Below are 17,006 nucleotides of genomic sequence, written 5' to 3'. Positions count from 1 at the left end.
TACAGGGCGGTTTCTTCCTTTAAAGTGAGAGGGATTTTCACCGATAATGGCTTGATATTGCTCTTGAGTAATGGGATATTTACTCATATAAAAAGGTTGCAAAGTAATTTCATGTTGGGGACTTTCTTGATCAAGTCTTCCTTCTTCACTTTCTGGAGATCCCATAATAAATGTTCCCCCAGGAATAGCCACCATTTCCAAAATCACACCATTACCCAAATCTTCAGTAAAAAATTTAGCCTCTCTCGAAACACGATTAATTTCTTCACCCTTCCTATTAACCGTCACCACCTCAAAGGAAAAAGTCTGTAAAGGCAACGCAACAGGAACTCTCAACAACACACCTCCTACATCAACCTCACTCTTTCCCAACTCTCTCCTCACATTCTCAACTCCAGCAACATCACCCCGCGCATAACCACCATACCCCTGCCCCAATATCACTAACAAAGGTTCATATTCTCTCAAAGGTTCTGCCAAAGTTTCCATCAAAGACGACAACCTCACCAACTCCGCTTTATCATCCCGTCCATAAGCTTCCTGCAAAGACTCCGCCAACTGACGGGCAGCTAATTCTGGGCGAGTATAAGCTAAAGCAGTCCATCTTTGACCCTGCCAAATACTAGATACAGACTCCCCACGATTAACTTGAGAATCAATATAACTGACCAAAAATTGAGATAATTCCTCCAGTCGAGACTGCCCAAACCTTTCAGTACAAAGTTGTAACAACTGATTCCGAATACCCCGATCCATTTCATAGAGTTCCCTATCCACAGCATGACAAAAACTCGACAACAAAATATCTGCCACAGCATACCAAGGAATATTAAAATTGCGCTGTCTAGCAAAAAACCGTTGCCATAAACGATATAAAAGGTCAGGAGTTAATGCCAAAGGAAAAGCAGCGTGTTGGGCAAATATCAGATGAGGTTCGCCGAAATATTCAGTAAAAGCAGCAATTTGATCGAGATTTTCATTGACAATTTCTACCTCCTCAACATCAGTTTTTACAACAGGCAAATTTATCCCCAATTTTCCAGAAATTAACCACTGAGACATCCCCTTAAATTCTTGATAATTTAGACCGAACATTTTCAGATTAAAATTATCATTGCTAATAGCGGAAATTTCCTCTGCTGAAGTCCCGCACCACTTATGGCGAGGCAAAGGATTCAACCATGCCACCCGTTCCACTTTTCGCGAGAGAAATTTGAGAAAATTCTCAGTTTTTTCAACTCTTTCTGAAACAAACCTACCCCTCGCAGCACCCCCATCACTTAAAATTAAAACTAAAATTTCTTCTTTAACTAATTCGGATAAAAGAGTTTTCAAAGATTTCTTTTCGGAAAAATCAGGGTCAGCATAAATTCTTATTTTGGGCACATTATCAAAGTAATAAATATTAGCTTCTTGCCAAGAATTAATTATTTGACGGCAGAAAGGATTAAAAGGCATCATTGACTCAGACTGGTCAATTAATAAGATAATTTTTCTGGGTTTTCCTCGACCATATTTATAGATAGGTTGTACAAAAAAACCTTCTTTAGCTATTTCTTGTACAGTAGCTTTTACATTAATATCGCTAGAAAATTCTGTTAATTGAGGCTGAAATAATAAACGTTTTGTTTGCTGTATTTGGGCAAGACTAACAGGAAAATAATCTCCATCTTTAGGAGTTTTAGGAATAGCAGTGGCAACTTGAGGATTATTAAAAGTAGGCGGTAATAAAATTTCTGAAAAAGTTTTAGATTCAGGAATTTTTTGAAGTGAATTTTCTGGAAAAGTTTTAGATTCAGGAATTTGTTGAGGTGAAACTTCTGGAAAAGTTTCATATTCAGGAATTTGTTGATGTGAAATTTCTGGAAAAATTTCAGCTTCAGGAATTTGTTGTTGAGGTGAACTTTCTGGTTGAAAATTAGGTTGAGGCGGAACTTCTGAAAAAGTTTCAGATTCAAAAGTAGATTCTGGTGGAATTTCTGAATTAGAAGTAGATGACCTTTCTACTATTTCCTCTTCTACTGCAGTTACTTCAGATTCAGAAATAGAATTATTATTTGCTGTTTCGATGAATTGATGAAATTCTGAAAAGACATTTTTCTGCTGCGATAATAATTCATTAAAACAATTATCAAATAATTTTTGTTCCTCACGAGACTTCACCCAAATTGTACGATAGATTCTAGCAATAGCTTGTTTATCAGAAATATCTAACCCCATTTCCAGAGATGCTAATAAAGCTTGAGTTGCTAACTCGTATTGTGAAATATCGAGTTTCATTCCAGCTTCTCTGAGTCGCCAAAATAAATTTATTAACGGGGGATTTTTCATAACAACTTGTGAGAAATAGGTAATGGAAAATACAAGTAGCCTAGTATAATTCAATGTTATATCATATCCGGATAATTAGTGATAAAAAAGTTTTTGTTTTCTATATTATTATTCCGAGATATATATTGTTGTATAATTAAATTCAATTCAACCATATATCCAAATTATTCCCTTGAGAACAGACAGTATTTTTTACACCCTATTCCAATCTGTACCTAACGCCTTCTTTGAACTAATTTCACTACCTGAAACTATAGCAAAAAACTATCAATTTGATTCCATTGAAGTTAAAGAAACATCCTTTAGAATAGACGGTGTATTTGTGCCTACTGAAGTCACACCCGAAACCCCTATCTATTTTGTTGAAGTTCAGTTTCAACCAGACAATAATTTTTATGCCCGTTTCTTTGGAGAAATATTTCTTTATCTCAAAAATACAAAACAATTAAGAAATTGGCAAGCAGTTGTAATTTATCCTAGTCATGATGTGGATAAAGGGGATAGTTATGGATATACAGAAATCCTAGAAAACAGCCGAGTTTCTCGTATTTATTTATCAGAATTAGGTAAATCTACAACAGAACCATTAGGGTTGGCCACGCTAAAATTAGTCGTGAGTGACCAGAATCAAACTATGTCAGACGCTAGAATATTATTAGATAGAGTACAACAAGAAGAACCAGAACCAAAACAGAAGGAAAGCTGGTTGCAATTGATTAAAACCATACTAATTTATAAATTACCACAAGCAAGTCGGGAGGAAATTGAAGCCATGTTTAACTTGAGCGACTTAAAACAAACTAGATTCTATCAAGAGGCTTTTTCAGAAGGCCGACAAGAGGGTAGCTTATTGGCCAAAAGGGCAGCTATTCCTAATTTGATAAATCTGGGCTTAACTATAGAACAAATAGCTTTAGCTTTAGAATTACAAGTTGAACAAGTGAATCAATTTATTAATGGAGAAAATAATTAAAATATTCCTTTAAAGCATTCTAATTTAGAAATTCATACAAGAAAGTAGGGAGGAAATTGAAGCGATGTTTTACCTGAGGGATTTAAAAAAAACTCGATTCTATCAAGAGGCTTTTTTAGAAGGAAAAGAACAAGGGCTTAAAGAAGGCAAACTAGAAGTACAACAAGAGGCTATTTTATTGGAAAAATTTTCTGTAGTTCCTAATCTAATAAATCTGGGTTTAACTGTAGAACAAATAGCTTTGGCTATGGAATTACAAGTTGAACAAGTCAGTCAATTTATTGATGGAGAAAATAATTAAAGTATTCCTGATAAAACATAGGCTAATACTCGAAGTTGGGTTGATTTGTTTCCATCAAATATTTCTCATCAACCTGACTTCGGAAAGTTGAAAATATACTTAAATATTCAGGAGTTATCTGTGCCAGCACAATTAAGTTTGCTCGACAATTAATAGGTGGGAAAATTTACAAGTATGTCCGAAGCGACTGTAACGGAGTGGAAGGAAGCAATATCAAGGGTATGAGGTGCATCAACATTTCTTTATATAGTATATAGTGAGTTTTATTCGTGTTTACCTACTTATTCAGTAAACCCTAATTAAACGGAAATAAAATTATTCCTTATTATAAAAAATCTTCGCGATCGCTACGACTTTTTAATAATGTACTGGCAAAGGGTAATCCTGTTTCTAATTTTTCTATTATTTCTTCTGGAGGATACTCATTCAGTATAGCAAACCAATCTATTAATTCACTTGTACTTATTTTTTTCCCAGTTTCTCCTCGTTCATCTTCCATCATTTCTCTCAATTCTAAAAATCTATCAATTGCTTTTTCTACAATTTCACTAGGAGGATTTTGAAACCTAGCATTAATAATTTTTATTAGTTGTTCTTGACCGGGAAATTCAATGTAATGATACAAACATCTGCGGAGAAAAGCATTCGGTAAAGTTTTTTCTTGGTTGCTAGTAATAATTACAATTGGTGGAGCATTTGGATTAGCTTTTAACCAACGCCGGGGGTGTAAATCTTTAATTTCAAATCGTTGTTCTTCTAGTGCTAATAATAAATCATTGGGAAAATCTGTATCTGCTTTATCTATTTCATCAATTAAGACTACAGTTCGATATTTTTTTTCTTGAAAGGCATAACCTAAAGGTCCTAACTCTAGATATTTAATTAGATTAGTAGGGTCAGTTTCCTGATTTTTTATCCCTAACTTTGCTAACTGTGCTGCTTGTAAACGTCCGATATAATCATAAGTATAAAAACCATCTTGTGCTTTACTAATTGACTGAACATTCCAGAGACGAAATTTCCAATTTAGACTGGGATATTTTTGACTAAATTCATAAATAATGGAGTATGCAAGACGACTTTTACCACAACCTGGTTCTCCTTCTAATAATAAAGGACGATTTAATCTGATCGATAAATTAACTGCTTCTTTTAAAAAGTCGTCCGGATAGTAGGGATATAAATTTTGTTGTACTAAATTATTCCATTCACCCGTCAGCGGTTGGATATTTCCTTCATATTCTAGGGGTAAGTTTGCCATCTTGTTTCCCGACTGAATTGACATTGAAAAAGTTTGTACATATATTCTAGGACTAGGCGAGATTTGCCATTTTTACTATATGTCAATAAATCTTTAATGGCATCATTTATTGATGGTAACTGCATCTGTAAAATTATCTCTACTTGATTAATAGCTTCTCGAATATCAGTTTCAGATATAGATTCTGCAATTGGCATTTTTATAACTTGTGGAAATATTTCTGTATTGTCTCGCCAATCATTTTGACCGCCACAGTCTTCTAAAAACATAATCAAAAAGTTTTTACCTGCTGGGATTTGTTTAACTAAAGGAAACCAAAACTGTTCTAATAATTCTTCTAAGCGTTTTTTGTCTAAAGTCTCTACATTTTTGAATACCAAAATAATATGCTTTTTTTGGATAAAATCTGCACCTGTTAACTGTAACTCTGCACCTAGTTTCATCCAAATAGTAGGAATAGAAAATTCTGTCAAATCAGAAGCTAGGTCAAAACTTAACTTTTTAACTTCTGCTGCTCCATATTTAATAATTTCCGTTTCAATTCTACGCATTAACCAAGCTCGACAATAGTGACAATTTCCTTGGATGAAAAATCCGCCTACTCGCCGTTTATGTTTGGCTAAATTTTGGAAAATATTGATTTGAGGTCGATGATTTACACTTAGTAATATCCGATATAACAGAGTGGAACGATTATGGAAATCTGAGGAATTTTTTTTAGTACCTAATTCTTGAATAATTTCTGTTTCAAAACCCAAAGCTTTCCAATAAGCTACAAAAGCTGATTTATCAATGGGAGTTCCTTTTTGGAAATTACTCCAAGTGCGATAAGAAATATTTTTTGCCAAAATAATATCTGATTCAATTAACTCTTCTAATTTAAAACTGCTGATTATTTGATTAGCTGATTTTTTAATTTTCTGCTTAAATTGGCGATATTCAGATTTCTGAGTTTTAGGGATATAAACTGCTTCTTCATCAATTAATTCTTCTAGTTTTTCTAGAGTAATTTCATAACCCGTAATAATTGTGTCAAATATTAAATTTTTACTCGCCTCTACAAGTGCTTGACTATTTTCTCCCCTTCTCCAATTAAGTTTTTGAATTCGTTGTTTTATTTGTTGGCATTCCGACTCAGATGCCTTCAACGTATTCTGCCGTCTTGTCATTTCAGTTATCAGCTTTTTCAGTTATCAGCTTTTTCAGTTATCAGTTATCAGTTATCAGTTATCAGCTATTAGTTATTAGTTAGCCTCCTGGGTTGGAACTTTCCGTTTGTCATGCTACGCAAATATTACGCAAATATTAATAGTACCTCTGAGTGAAGCTAGTAGCACCTCTAGATTTTTTTGGGGTTTCATAATTTAAGACCTCTCCCCCAACCCCTCTCTTCCCCCTCTCCCCCCTCTTCCCCCTCTTCCCCCTCTTCCCTCTCTCCATTTTTTTCCTTACTTCATAAAGTTGATTTTGTCAAGCCCCGATCTGATCAGTTTTCTGATCAGATTGTGACAGTGGCTGTGAAAGGCTCTAAAAAGGTAATGTAGTTCAAAACTTATTGCAGAGCAGCCACTACAAGTACAAATATTTTACTCAATCAAGACCAATGACACAAGCAGATTTATTGAAACTCTATCAAGGTCAGTTCAAATTAATTAAAACTCTAAATTATTGCAGTTTGCCAAAGTTGTTTTTTTCCTTCGTTCTACTGAATTATCTTTTAGCATTAATCTGGGCTTTACCAATAACAAGTAGATCATTTTTCACAGAAAAAAATCAAGATTTATCCCAACTTTCACCAGCAGATAAATCTTTAGATACCAACCTAGAAAGAGGCATTTTATCGTTGGGAAATCATCAGGAAAAAAGTAGGGGACATCAAGAAGATTTGGTAATTAAAAATCATCAAAATTATCAAAAGTTTTCAACAAATCAGTTGTCTAGAGAAATATATTTCCAATCAGATAAAGAACATGAAATAACTTTTTTTACTGGTATTATTTCTAGACAAAATTTTCCAGATATTATGTGGGAACATAAGATTTATGGTGTTACTCAACAAATACATTCAACCAAAAATATCGAATTATCAATGATTTATACAAATTCTTTAAAAGATAAGACTTTATCAAACTCTAATAATGCTAATTTGACTTCAAATCTTACCTTGAATACAACTTTTGAGCCAGTAGTAACAATATTAGAAAAAAATCGAATCCAAGAATATTCAGATTATTTTGGAGAAGATTTTGACGAAACATTACTCCAGACAAAAAATGTCCGAGATATCTTAACTGATATGGCTAACCAAACAGGAAAAGAATCAGCCGTTGTTTATATTAATGCCTATCCCGAACAATTACAAATAATTTTATATACCAGATCGGGTCAACCAATTATTAAAACTATTGCCGAAGCTAACCGCCAAAAACTTATGGAAGTTGTACTAGAACTACGACTTCAAATTACAGATCCGAATAACCGTTATACTGATAGCTATCTCTCACCAGCACAAAAATTATATGATTGGTTGATCGCACCTATATTAGCAGAATTAAAAGCAGCAAATATTGAGACTTTACTATTTAGTATGGATGAAGGTTTACGAACTTTACCTATTGCTGCATTACATGATGGAGAACAATTTCTCATAGAAAAATACAGTCTCAGTTTAATTCCTAGTGTGAGTTTAATGGATGCTAACTATCGCCCACTTCAAGATACTCAAGTATTAGCAATGGGAGCAAGTGAATTTGTTGAACACAAACCCTTACCAGCAGTACCTGTAGAATTAGAAAACATTGCGCAACGGTTATGGCAGGGTGATATGTTCCTCAATGAAGATTTTACTCTTGATCATCTAGTTATTCAAACAGAGAGTTATTCTTACCCAATTATTCATTTAGCTACTCATGCTGATTTTCTCCCAGGAAAAGCTAGTAATTCTTACATTCAATTGTGGGGAACTGAACAAATAAAGTTAGACAAAATGAGAGAACTTGGTTGGAATGAATCTACTGTTGAACTGTTAGTATTATCAGCTTGTCGTACTGCCTTGGGTGATAGAAATGCTGAATTAGGGTTCGCAGGGTTAGCGGTAGCAGCAGGAGTGAAGTCAGTGTTAGCTAGTGTATGGTATGTGAGTGATGAGGGTACATTGGGGTTGATGACGGAGTTTTATAGTCATTTGAATGATACAAAGATTAAGGCAGAAGCGTTGAGACGAGCACAGTTCGCAATGTTACGAGGGAAAGTGGTTATTGCAGAAGGAGAGTTAAGGGGAAGTGGAGTGCATAGGGTAGTGGTGTTACCGTCGGCGTTAGCAAATCTGGAGAATGATAATTTATCTCATCCTTATTATTGGGCAGGGTTTACTATGGTTGGTAGTCCCTGGTAATTCAAACAAAAACAAGCCCAAAACATATGAAATACGCTGTAAATCCTCAGCAACTTGTTCCTTGCACACTTCCCATATTCCCCATCTCCCTATCTCCCCATCTCCCCTTAAATAGATCCCAAATTGGTTCTATATCTCATCCAAAATTGGTAAGGCTACAAAAAAAGTGCTACCTTCTCCTAAAGTGCTTTCTGCCCAAATTTTGCCTTGATGTTGTTGGACAATACTGCGACAAATGGCTAAACCTAAACCTGTGCCTCCCTTCTGGCGAGAGTCAGAAGCATCAACTTGTTGAAAGCGACCAAAAATACTTTCTATCTGATCGGCAGGAATACCTCGCCCTTGGTCTTTAACTGCAATCAAAACTTGATAACTATATAAGCATTTTGTTTTAACTGTTGAAGTGAAGTTATCGGAGCTAATAGTATGGTTTCTATTTATAACTTGTTTGCTAGCAGTCAACCAGACTGTTGTTCCTTTTGGGGAATATTTGATGGCATTACTAAGTAAGTTAGTTAAGGTTTGAATTAATTTGTCGGGGCATCCCCAAAACTTAGTATCGACTGTTCTTACTGACAAATTAACTCCTGCTTTCTCTGCAATAGGTTGCATTTCATTTGCTGTCTGGAGCATTAGTTCAGCAATGTTACAAGTTTGTTTAACTATTTTTACTTGCTGGGAGTGAAGACGTTCTAAATCTAGAATATCGTTGATTAACCGTACTAAACGATCTGTGTTAGTAACAGCAATATTTAGCATCTTGTTACCTCTTTCTGGTGCTTGATTAAGTAATCCACTTTTCAATAAAGCTAAAGCACCTTGAATAGAAGTAAGAGGAGTGCGTAACTCGTGACTCACCACGGAAATAAATTCGTCTTTCATCTGTTCGACTGCTTGACGTTCTGTGATATCTTTAAATGTCACAACTGCACCAATAATTTTTCCCTGTTCTAAAATAGGTGTGCTTACATATTCTACGGGAAAATGTGACCCATCTCGTCGCCCAAAAAATTCATCAGTAACTTGACAAACTATTCCTTTTTTTAAAGTTGTTGTAACTTGACTATCTGAGTTATTTTTTTGTGCTGAAATTTTGTAAATTTTGTTGTTAGCTTTATTCCCAGAAATTATCAAACTCCAGTCACTATTTACCAGTTCTTTAATTGTATAACCAGTCATTCTTGCTGCTGCTGGATTAGCAAAAGAGATTTTTCCCAATATATCTATTCCACAAATCCCTTCTCCGGCTGAGTTTAATATTAATTGATGTTGGTAACGAAGCTGTTCAAAAGATTTTTCTATCTGCTTACGATCGCTTATATCCCGAGCAATAGTTGAGACTCCTATAATATTACCTTCAGTATCTTTGATTGGAGATATTGTTAAAGCTACATCTATATGTTTACCATCTTTTCTAATATGTACAGTTTCATAATTATCTATACTAGCTCCTGCCCTAATATTTGCTAAAATTTGGGAAATTTCATTTGGTCTTTCTGGCACAGCTAACATAGACATCAAACGGCCTTTTACTTCAGAAATAGAGTAACCATAAATTGCTTCTGCTCCTGAATTCCAACTATAAATAATTCCTTCTAAAGTATTACCAATAACTGCATCATTAGAGGATTCTACTATAGAAGCTAATCTAATCATCACTTTTTCTGTTTGTTTTTGCTCTGTAATATCACGCCCCAAAACAACAATTCCATTACGTTTTCCATCTTCATAAAATAACGGTACTTTAATTACGTCATAAATTTTGACACTGCCATCTCGTTTGGGAATTATTTCTTCGCCTCTAGACAAAGTTCTTTTCTTCCATGCTTCTCTATCACTATGATGACAAGATAAAAAAGCTTCTCGATAAAAACTACTAATTTCTCCCAATTCTATATCTGATTTACCACGATAATCTACTTTTTCTATTTCAAATAATTCCAGCATTGATTGATTAGCTTCTAGCCATTGACCCTTCCCATCTTTAAAGCAGACAATATCTGGCATAGCGTTAATCAAAGTTCGGAGTTGTAAAGATGTTTTTTGATATTTTTCTACTAGTTCTTGTAGTGCTTTTTCTGCTCTTTTACGTTCCCTAATTTCTGCTTTTAATAGAGCATTAGCATTTTTTAAAGATTCTATTAAATTGGTTTTATTGTTAGTTACACTTTGCATTTTTTTTTATCCTATTTAATTGTTTTTACAGTTAATTAGTTGCATAATCAAACACTGATACTACGTTTAATTCGATTAATAACACGAGTAATTAAATCAGAATATTTAAATGGTTTACAGATATAATCATCTGCACCAGCAGTAAAAACTTGATGACAAATAATAGGGTTGTAATGAGCTGTCAAAAATATCACAGGCAGCCAATTCCAATGTGGATCGTTACGAATAACTTGGCACAAATCAATTCCATTAAAATATGGCATTTCTATGTCTAAAATTAATAAATCTGGCACTTTATTTTCCAAGGTTTTCCAGAAATATCGCTCATCACTCAGGGTTACAACTTTAATTCCCCATTGCGTTAGTATCTGTTCGATGGTCTCCAAAATTTGCAGGTCGTCATCTACAATCATCACAGTTGCTAAAGTCTGATTTTTTCGCCAGATATCTAATACTATATCTATAACTTGAGCTGCTGGTAATGGTTTTTTTAGATATGCTGATGCTCCTAGTTTAGCAATTTTTACGCGATCGTTCAATTCACCTTTAGTATTAAGTACAACTACAGGTAAGGATGGTATCTGACTTGAAATTTTGGCTAATATTTTCTCTGAATTAGCAGCAACTTCAAGGTCAAGTAAAACTACATTAGGAGAGAATGATAAATCTGGCAAACTATAGTTTAAATCCTGATTAATATAAGCATCTATATCTGTGGTTATTAAAACATCTGAAGCCAGCTTAAATTGTATTTTTTTTGTGACAGCATCCTCAACTAATTGTTTTGCGAATAAACTATCTTTGTCTAGTATTAATAATAATTTACATTCTGGAACTATAGGAATAGAATATTGACGATCGAGATATTTTATCTGTTGATTATCACTTTTTTCTTTGTCGATATTACTATGCTGTTCTATCTTGTTGCATAGACTTTTCACTAATTTAGATAGATTAAATATTTCGTCAGAATTAAGAGTTTTTTCTGCTGCCAATAAAGTTTCTATTTCTCTAGCTAAATCTGAGCTATCTACTAAACCAAATGTACCTAGAGAACCTGCTAATTTATGAGCTTCTTGTTGTGCTTTTTTTTGTAAATCAATCTCTAATATTTCATTTTTTCCAGCTACTACTACTTGTTCTAATACACCAATCCGCTCATTAATGCTTCCTTGAAATCTATCCCATATTTTACTGATGGAATCTTGTAGTTTTTGTTGAGATTCCTGATATTTTTGAGACTTTTCTTTATCTTTTTCTTTTGAATTTAATACCTTGCCGCATAAACAGTGTTTACAATTGGTTGGAGTTTGAGTCCCCATCCACTTTTTACTCTCTTGGTCAGCGTTCCCTCTCTTGGTCAGCGTTCCCTCTCTTGGTCGGCGTTCCCATGGCGAGGAGACCTCGCCGGGTTCCGACCGCTTGCGACTGTCGTCGTCGCCGGGTCTGACCGCTTGCGTCTGTCGCCGACGCGGGGTCGCACCGCTTCTTCCTTCTTCCTTCTTTCTTCCTTCTTCAACTTGTTTTAACCGATAACCTAAACCATAAACAGTTTCGATTAAATCACTAGGCGCGCCCACTGCTTTTAATTTATGTCTTAAACCTTTAATATGCGCTCTAACTGTATCTTCTGTAGGTGTGTCTTCAAAACTCCAAACTTTATCTAAAATTGCACTACAACTAAAAACTCTTTGGTTATTGTGCATAAAAAGATTTAGAATTTCATATTCCTTAGGAGTAAGATTTAACTGTTTGTTATTGTAAGTAACTTCACAATTTTCAGGATTTAAACATAAATTACCCCATTTTTTGATGGGAGAAGCAGACTCATTTCCCCGCCTTAATAATGCTCTAATTCTGGCTAAAAGCTCTTCTAAATTAAATGGTTTAACGACATAATCATCAGCTCCAGCATTTAAACCTTTTACTTTATCTTGATTGTTATTACGAGCGGTTAAAAGTAAAATAGGAATATTTTGATTAATATAACGTAACTTCTGACATAAAGTAATACCATCTAATTTGGGCAGCATTACATCTAATAAAATTAAATCATAATCATAGGCTTGAGCTTGCTCCCAACCTACTTGACCATCTGTGGCTATATCAACTACAAAAAGTTGTTCAGTTAAGGCATCAGCTAAAGTTTCGGCAATAAATTGATCGTCTTCTACAACTAGAATTTTCATTGATAAAGGTCGGTAATGGGTAATGAGTAATTGACAATGGCTCAAATAGTGGTTGCAGGTTTGTAGATGAGAAAAATTGACCTAACAATTAATACTTAATTCTAGGAACTACAGCTTTGTAGAACTTTATTTAGCTACTTACTGATACTGACTATTTATGTTTGATTATCTGAGTTACAATATACTATTCAACCGGACATGATATAACTGTGCGTTTTCTGATTAAGAAATTTCCCACCCACACCAAAAATAATGTGAGTGGGGAAAATATATCTACATCACAGAAACAACTTCAACAATTTCAGGAATTTCTTCCCTAAGTTTGCGCTCAATACCCATTTTGAGAGTCATGGTAGAACTAGGACAAGAACCACAAGCTCCCATTAGTCTAAGATTTACTATCGGACCTTCAATTTCTACTAATTCCACGTTACCACCATCTGCAACGAGATAGGGACGTAATTCATCTAATACATTTTCCACATTTTCCGGGGTTAATGCTTTAGCCATTTTTTCTCCTTGTTTTGTTGAATTTATAATATTTAGAACTATGGTTGTCCTAAATTAATCTTAGCTGAATTAACATCAAAATAGACCAAAAGCTCAGATTGTTTCTACACAACTGCTGGTTCTAGCAATTTGATATTAGAGTAGTTAAATTCGGTTGTTGTTACTTGACCTTTTTCTGTAGAATTGACTACCTGACGAGTCATTATGTAGTAACTGCCAATTTTTTCATAACTGTCCTCAAACTCTAGTTCTCTGATGATTTCATTGGTTTGAGGGTTGCGGAAAATGGCGTTATAGTGAGTAGCAATAAAACCTTCTCCTGTATCCAAGCTTTTGTGAGTATTAATTACGAAAGCCATTCGGCCCATTACCCGACTAACTAGACAAATTTCCCGATCTCTAACCTTGTAATTTGACCCCATCGCATCACCTTCGACAAGAATTTCAACTGCACCAGTTTCATCCTGATCGCCTAGACTGAAGTTATTTTTACCATGGGATGCTTCAAAGGATGAACGTTTGCGGTGAGTAACTACGTCCCGCAATTGAGTATAAACGCTTTGTTGTACTTCCTCGTCTGAGATACCTGTGACTTCTACACTGAAGTCTGCTTTTATCGAAATTTGGCCATTGTACAGTTCTGACCCTTGTTTTAGTTCAATATCGGCACTATAACCGGGAAAATTAGAGTCCCAAGTGTAGCGATGTTCGTAGGCAGCTTTAAATAAATCACGAGCATTTTGTTCTGTCATAGAAACCTCTTTTTCTCAAAATTGTTTTGCATTATTTTACCATAAAAGAGTCCTTTTGAAATTTATTAGCACTGTGTTCAACTCATCTCAATAATTAGGTAATCAAAAACAGTCTCTCAGGTATATCGATACTTACGATTGTATAAAAAGTATAAAAAAATACCATTTTTAGGAAAAAATTTATTGTAAATACTTTAGCTATAAACAGCAATTAATATAGCTCGATTATGCCACTTATTTTTAGCATAATTAAGTACAAGTATAATAAAAGTTTGCCAGCTAACTAAGTAACTAAATAACTTCTGATGTACCTAATTTTTATTTCATCAAAAAAAAATTATAATTCTTAAATATTATTGCCAAAATGAGGAATAGCGGTAATTTGTAATTGCTACTCAATAAAAAATATGGTATAATTATTAAATAGAGTTATTGCATTAGCACCCCATTTACAGGTAGAAAAAAACGGCGGTACTATTAACATGAACCAAGACCTTTCTAGCCACGGCTATCAAATTATTAGAGAAATAGAACGTCACCAAAACGAAGGAGAAGTGACATATCAGGGACTAGCTCTCAAACAAGACCAAGAGGTGGTCATTAAAGAATTTCGTTTTGCAGATAGTGATGCAAATTGGGCAGGGTTTGAAGCTTACGAACGAGAAGTAGAAATTCTCAAACAACTACAACATCCTCGTATTCCCAATTATGTAGACTCTTTAGAAACCACCGAAGGATTTTGCTTAATTACAAAATATCAAAAAGGCAATTCTTTAGCAGAAAGAAGAAGTTTTACTCCCGAACAAATCAAGCAAATTGCGATTTCAACTTTAGAAATTTTAGTTTATTTACAAAAGCAAACTCCACCAATTATTCACGGTAATATCAAACCAGAAAATATATTAGTTGATACCCACTCCCATGGTGAAAGATTCCCTATTGCACATTTAATTAATTTTGGTTCTGCACGCATAGGAAGAGAAGATATTTTAAGTGATGCTATAAGTGGTACTCCAGGGTTTATGTCACCAGAACAAGAATTAAATGGTACTGTTACTATAAATTCTGACTTATATAGTTTAGGCGCAACCTTGATCTGTTTGCTAACAGGTACTCCTAGTACAGAGGTCAAAAACTTAATAGACCGCAACTATAGTTTTAATGTCAAAAAATTAATGCCACAACTGAGTACATTATTCACAATGTGGCTAGAAAAAATGCTGTCTCCCAATAGCAAAGACCGTTTTGAAAATGCAGCAGCAGCTTTAGCCGCACTCAAACCAATTCCCATGTTTGGTGATGCTGCTAATTTTAAGAATGTGACGATGGCAATGAAACCTGTAAAAACATCTGCTATATTTGGAATGGCTAGTATTACAGCTGTTGCTATATTAGCTACTAGTTTAACAGTGTTTCGACAGCAACAACAACAAACTAATTTCTCGAAAACACAAAGACCTCAACAGGAAATTGTCACCAAAAAAATCTCAGGTAAGAGTGCAGTTGAGCAATTACAAACAACTGGAGAATGCCAAGGTTGTAACCTTCGTGGTGCTGACTTGGCAGCTATCAAAATTGAAGATGCTTATTTGCGAGAAGCAGATTTATTCAAAGCTAATTTGAGAGGTATCGAACTCAGGGAAGCTAGATTGCAAAATGCCAACCTCAAAGGTGCACAAATGCAAGGAGCAAACCTAGTTAAAGCTAAACTACAGCAAGCTAATTTGTCTAACGCTCGTTTAGAGGGAGCAAATTTGATGAGTTCTAATTTGCAAAATACCAAATTGGAAAAAGCTTTCCTTCGTGGAGCAACTTTAATGAGGGCAGTATTAGAAAATGCTAATTTACGACGAGCTAATTTATCTGGTGCAAATTTGATGAATTCTAATTTGCAAGCTGCTAATTTGCAAGGTGCTAGTCTTAAAGATGCTAAACTCACTAAAGCGAATTTCAAAGGAGCGAATTTAAGAGGAGCGAATTTAGGTGGGGCAATGATGAGTCGTGCTAATCTCCGAGGTGTAGATCTCAAGGGGGCAGTCTTAAAAGATGCTGATCTCAGGAGAGCAGACTTAGTAGGAGCAAATTTGACTGGTGCTAAGTTAATGGGTGTTGACCTCAAGGGAGCTAAACTCAAGGGAGCTAACCTGAAAAATGCCAATTTACAAGGAGCAAATATCGAAAATGCTAATCTGCAAGGGGCAAATTTGCAAGGGGCAATTATGCCTGATGGTAGTTTGAATGAGTAGTTGAATAATTCAGAACTTACGCATAACCACCACATATAGCAAAATTTGTAGGGTGCGTTAGACGGCTAAAATCTAGATTGCGGGTGGTATTTAACAATCCGTCGTAACGCACCATTTTAGATACGGCTAAAATCTAGTGGCGCGTCAAGCTTAAAATGGTGTATTAGCTTCATAGGCAAGAAGTTATCATCACAGACCATCAGGCGATCGCTAAAAATTGACAGTCAGAAACAGGTGTATTGTAACTTCTGCTGCTTGTTCGGCAAATGTTTTAGTTAGAGCTTCCCCAATTCCATTACTGCCACCAGTGATTAAAATATGTTTGTCTTTTAAGTCTTAATAGATGGGATTCATTTTGTTTTATCCTAATTTTAATTCGTAGTATTTAAAGGAAGCAATAAGCGTAGGTTGGGTTGAGGTAGGAAACCCAACAACAATAACTAAAATTGTGCCCTGCGACAGATTTTTAAATAGCTGTCACCACGAGTGATTTTTGCTGTCTAACGCATCCTACTGGAATGACTTACTCAGGCAATTAATTAGTTATAATAAATCTTTTGTTTGTAGTTGGACTTTAGTCCCTCAAATATTTAATAGACATCTCCAGAAAATAAACTTGCTCTTTATTGAGTATAAGCAAGAGAAGTAAAAGTTACTCACAAAATCATTTCCCGCAGTTTTTTCCTAAAAATATCTTCCCTGTTCCCTACTTTTGCAAAAAGTTTATATCTTTTTTGGAGATATCTAAATATAGCAGTACGTTTTTTTAGTTAGTACAATAAGTTTAGACTATTTGCGCAGCATTACTGTATAAAAAGAAAATAGAGGGAATATCCTAACATTAATTTAGGGCTAGAGCAAAACTACTAACCAT

At 34.7% G+C, this 17,006-nt stretch carries 11 protein-coding genes; 4 read left to right on the top strand and 7 right to left on the bottom strand.

Annotated elements, in window-relative coordinates; genetic code table 11:
- Positions 1 to 2,331: SUMF1/EgtB/PvdO family nonheme iron enzyme (locus tag F6K06_RS34210; protein ID WP_353734947.1), on the bottom strand; the 2,331-nt coding region annotated here is incomplete at its 3' end.
- 172 nt (positions 2,332 to 2,503) lie between these two features.
- On the opposite strand from F6K06_RS34210, the gene F6K06_RS23770 reads away from it, so the two are divergent.
- On the top strand, positions 2,504 to 3,304 hold the full coding sequence (locus tag F6K06_RS23770; protein ID WP_124143313.1) for an Rpn family recombination-promoting nuclease/putative transposase: 801 nt from the start codon (positions 2,504 to 2,506) through the stop codon (positions 3,302 to 3,304).
- Between the two features lie 64 nt (positions 3,305 to 3,368).
- On the top strand, positions 3,369 to 3,605 hold the full coding sequence (locus tag F6K06_RS23765; RefSeq protein WP_287242542.1) for a hypothetical protein: 237 nt from the start codon (positions 3,369 to 3,371) through the stop codon (positions 3,603 to 3,605).
- 325 nt (positions 3,606 to 3,930) lie between these two features.
- On the opposite strand, the gene F6K06_RS23760 is transcribed toward F6K06_RS23765, so the two are convergent.
- Both F6K06_RS23760 and F6K06_RS23755 read right to left on the bottom strand, forming a co-directional pair.
- Positions 3,931 to 4,866 (bottom strand): MoxR family ATPase, encoded by a 936-nt coding sequence (locus tag F6K06_RS23760; RefSeq protein WP_287242539.1) that lies wholly within the window; start codon positions 4,864 to 4,866, stop codon positions 3,931 to 3,933.
- A complete protein-coding gene (locus tag F6K06_RS23755; RefSeq protein ID WP_287242535.1) occupies positions 4,848 to 6,035 on the bottom strand; it encodes a hypothetical protein in 1,188 nt (395 codons plus the stop codon). The genes F6K06_RS23760 and F6K06_RS23755 overlap by 19 nt, the downstream gene beginning before the upstream one ends.
- A 434-nt stretch (positions 6,036 to 6,469) precedes the next feature.
- Between F6K06_RS23755 and F6K06_RS23750 the strand changes: the two genes are divergently transcribed.
- Positions 6,470 to 8,260 (top strand): CHAT domain-containing protein, encoded by a 1,791-nt coding sequence (locus F6K06_RS23750; RefSeq protein ID WP_124154616.1) that lies wholly within the window; start codon positions 6,470 to 6,472, stop codon positions 8,258 to 8,260.
- A gap of 129 nt (positions 8,261 to 8,389) precedes the next feature.
- Here F6K06_RS23750 and F6K06_RS23745 read toward each other — a convergent pair whose 3' ends face one another.
- The 4 genes from F6K06_RS23745 to F6K06_RS23730 form a co-directional block, all read right to left on the bottom strand.
- Positions 8,390 to 10,435, bottom strand: a complete 2,046-nt coding sequence (locus tag F6K06_RS23745) for a PAS domain S-box protein (protein ID WP_287242533.1) — start codon at positions 10,433 to 10,435, stop codon at positions 8,390 to 8,392.
- A gap of 47 nt (positions 10,436 to 10,482) precedes the next feature.
- Positions 10,483 to 12,624 (bottom strand): response regulator, encoded by a 2,142-nt coding sequence (locus F6K06_RS23740; RefSeq protein ID WP_287242530.1) that lies wholly within the window; start codon positions 12,622 to 12,624, stop codon positions 10,483 to 10,485.
- A 273-nt stretch (positions 12,625 to 12,897) separates the two neighbouring features.
- A complete protein-coding gene (locus tag F6K06_RS23735) occupies positions 12,898 to 13,134 on the bottom strand; it encodes a NifU family protein (RefSeq protein WP_124143321.1) in 237 nt (78 codons plus the stop codon).
- Between the two features lie 104 nt (positions 13,135 to 13,238).
- Complete coding sequence (locus F6K06_RS23730) at positions 13,239 to 13,886, bottom strand: DUF3386 domain-containing protein (protein WP_124154614.1); 648 nt, start codon at positions 13,884 to 13,886, stop codon at positions 13,239 to 13,241.
- Between the two features lie 482 nt (positions 13,887 to 14,368).
- Between F6K06_RS23730 and F6K06_RS23725 the strand changes: the two genes are divergently transcribed.
- The gene (locus F6K06_RS23725; RefSeq protein WP_124154613.1) at positions 14,369 to 16,132 is read left to right on the top strand and encodes a serine/threonine-protein kinase; all 1,764 of its coding nucleotides are present in this window, start codon (positions 14,369 to 14,371) and stop codon (positions 16,130 to 16,132) included.
- Positions 16,133 to 17,006 lie beyond the last annotated feature (874 nt).

The organism is Okeania sp. SIO1H4, from assembly GCF_010672695.1.
In the GTDB taxonomy this organism is placed as follows: domain Bacteria; phylum Cyanobacteriota; class Cyanobacteriia; order Cyanobacteriales; family Microcoleaceae; genus Okeania; species Okeania hirsuta.
Note: the sequence above shows the minus strand (reverse complement) of the source record. Positions and strands in the feature narration are given on the sequence as shown.